Origin of the sequence: Mesorhizobium sp. M1142, assembly GCF_040318565.1 — a bacterium.
Classification (GTDB): Bacteria; Pseudomonadota; Alphaproteobacteria; order Rhizobiales; family Rhizobiaceae; genus Mesorhizobium.
On record NZ_JAMYMK010000060.1, the window covers coordinates 1 to 2,513 of the forward strand.

The following is a 2,513-nucleotide window of genomic DNA, read 5'->3' on the forward strand; positions in this document are numbered from 1 at the left end:
CGTAAGCGCCAAGCTGACCCCATCTGGCGCGGCTTGAGGTGATGAGCGAGAGATAGTGACACTGAAGCAAGGAGCCGAGGAGCTTGCAGTGTCAATTTCTATGTCTGCGCCTATGCCTGATGATAGAAGTTTCCATGTCCTTGAGGCGGTCCCGAACCGGCTGGAGGCAAGCCCGCAGCGTCCGCGGCGGCGCTGGTCGGCGGAAGCGAAGTCGCGGCTGATCGAGGCGACACTGAAGCCGGGCGCGAATGTGTCGGCCATCGCCAGACAAGCGGGGATGGCGCCAGCCCAGCTGTTCGGCTGGCGGAGCAAGGCGATCAAGAGCGGTGCGGTCACGCCGCAGCGAGATGCGGATCGGCTTGGCTTTGTCGAGGTCACCCAAGCGGCGTCTTCGACAGTGGAGATCTGTTTGGGCGATGTGGTCATTCGGGCCGGCGCCGACGTCGGCCAGGATCATTTGGCCAGGATTATCCGGGCGGTCCGCCAGGCATGATCCCGGCTGGCGTGAAGGTGTTGGTCGCCAGTCATCCCGTCGATTTTAGAAAAGGTCCCGACGGCCTTCTGGCACTGGTGCGCGATGCCGGTTCGGATCCGTTCAACGGCGCGCTTTATGTCTTCCGCGCCAAAAGAGCGGACAGGATCAAGATCGTCTGGTGGGACGGCAGCGGCGTGTGTCTTTATGCCAAGCGACTGGACGACGCGAAGTTCTGCTGGCCGCGGATCGGCCACCACCGGGTCCAGCTCAATCATGCTCAGCTCATGGCTCTGGTTGACGGAATGGACTGGAAACGGGTTCGAACGGAGACCGTCAGGCGGCCGCAATCGGTTGGGTAAAACCCTGCGGCATGATGAATCAGGGAGCTGAAAAAGCGGGAAAATTGCCCGCGAATATGCTCTGATTTTGGCCATGTCGGCACCCGAACTCGCGCTCCCGGACGACGTTGACACGCTCAAGGCGATGGTTATTGCCATGGCCGAAAAGGCCGCCCTTCTCGAGGAGCGCAACCTCCATCTCGAGCTGGTCAACAAGAGCGCCGATGAGCGGATCGCACGCCTGACGGCGGTCGTGAAGATGCTGGAGCGGGCGCGCTTCGGTAGCCGCTCCGAAAGGTTGCGAACCGGCGCGCTGAGCGAGGAACAGTACGCTCTGATCTTCGACGAGATCGAAACCGGCGTGGCGGCCATCGAAGCGCAGATGGAGAAGTCTGCGGGCGGCTCGAAAGCGAAGCGCGCGCCGCGTCCTCGCAAAGGCTTTGCGGCCCATCTCGAACGGGTCGAGGTGGTCATCGAGCCCGAAACGCCTGCTGGCTGCGAAGCGCTGGATAAGATCCTGATCGGCGAGGACGTCTCCGAACGGCTCGATGTCACCCCGGCGAAGTTCCGGGTGATCGTCACGCGTCGTCCCAAATATGCCTACAAGGGCTGGGACGGCGTTATCCAGGCAGCCGCTCCCGCCCGCATCATCCAAAGCGGCATTCCGACCGAAGCGCTGCTGGCGCAGATCGCCGTGTCCAAATACGCCGATGGCCTGCCGCTCTACCGGCAGGAAGCGATCTATGCCCGCGATCAGGTCGAGATCGACCGGTCACAGATGGCGCAGTGGATGGGCAAGGTCGGCTTCGAGCTCGAGCCGCTCGCCGATTACGCACTGACCCGCATCAAGCAGGGTGAGCGGGTCTTTGCCGATGAGACCACGCTCCCAACGCTGGCCCCAGGATCGGGCAAGGCCAAGACGGCCTACCTCTGGACCTATCTCCGCGATGATCGGCCGTTCGGTGGCAGCGGACCGCCCATCGTCGCCTACCGCTTCGAAGACAGCCGTGCCGGCGAATGTGTCGCCCGCCATCTGGACGGCTATCGCAGCATCCTGCAGGTCGACGGATACGCCGCCTATAACCGGCTGGCCCGATCGGATCGGGGCAATGACGGCGTGACGCTGGCGGCGTGCTGGTCGCACGTGCGGCGCAAGTTCTACGAACTGCATGCCGCAGGCTCCTCCGTTATTGCCTCGCAGACGGTGGCGCAGATGGCCCCGCTGTGGGCCGCCGAGGAGGCCGTGCGCGGCCAGGACCCGGTACTTCGGATAGCTGCGCGTCAGGAGAAATCCGCCGCCGTCGTTGCCGCTCTCTTTGCGCTGTGGGAAAAGGAGCTGCCGAAGCTGTCGGGAAAATCGAAGCCCGCAGAGGCGATCCGCTATGCGCTCGGCCGGCGTGCCGCGCTGGAGCGCTTCCTCACCGACGGCCGCATCGAAATCGACTCCAACACCGTCGAGCGCGCCATCCGGCCACAGACAATTACCCGAAAGAACAGCCTCTTCGCTGGCAGCGACGGCGGCGGACGGACATGGGCCACCATCGCCACGCTGCTGACCACCGCCAAGATGAACCAGGTCGATCCGCACGCCTGGCTCACCCAGACCCTCGAGCGTATCGCCAATGGCTGGCCAAACAGCGATATCGAGGCGCTTATGCCTTGGAACTACCAGCGCTGAACGGCATCAGCTACCCGCTTAC

Annotated in this window: 3 protein-coding genes; all 3 read left to right on the forward strand. The window is 63.6% G+C overall.

Features of this window, described 5'->3' with window-relative positions:
* The first annotated feature begins 112 nt into the window (after positions 1–112).
* The 3 genes from NKH42_RS30945 to tnpC all read left to right on the forward strand — a co-directional run bounded on the left by NKH42_RS30945 (position 113) and on the right by tnpC (position 2,491).
* Positions 113–493, forward strand: coding sequence for a transposase (locus NKH42_RS30945; protein ID WP_240546938.1), 381 nt, complete (start codon positions 113–115; stop codon positions 491–493).
* Positions 490–834, forward strand: coding sequence for an IS66 family insertion sequence element accessory protein TnpB (gene tnpB / locus NKH42_RS30950; RefSeq protein WP_096453731.1), 345 nt, complete (start codon positions 490–492; stop codon positions 832–834). Before NKH42_RS30945 ends, tnpB begins: the two co-directional genes overlap by 4 nt.
* Before the next feature lie 73 nt (positions 835–907).
* Positions 908–2,491, forward strand: coding sequence for an IS66 family transposase (tnpC, locus tag NKH42_RS30955; RefSeq protein WP_352757267.1), 1,584 nt, complete (start codon positions 908–910; stop codon positions 2,489–2,491).
* Positions 2,492–2,513 lie beyond the last annotated feature (22 nt).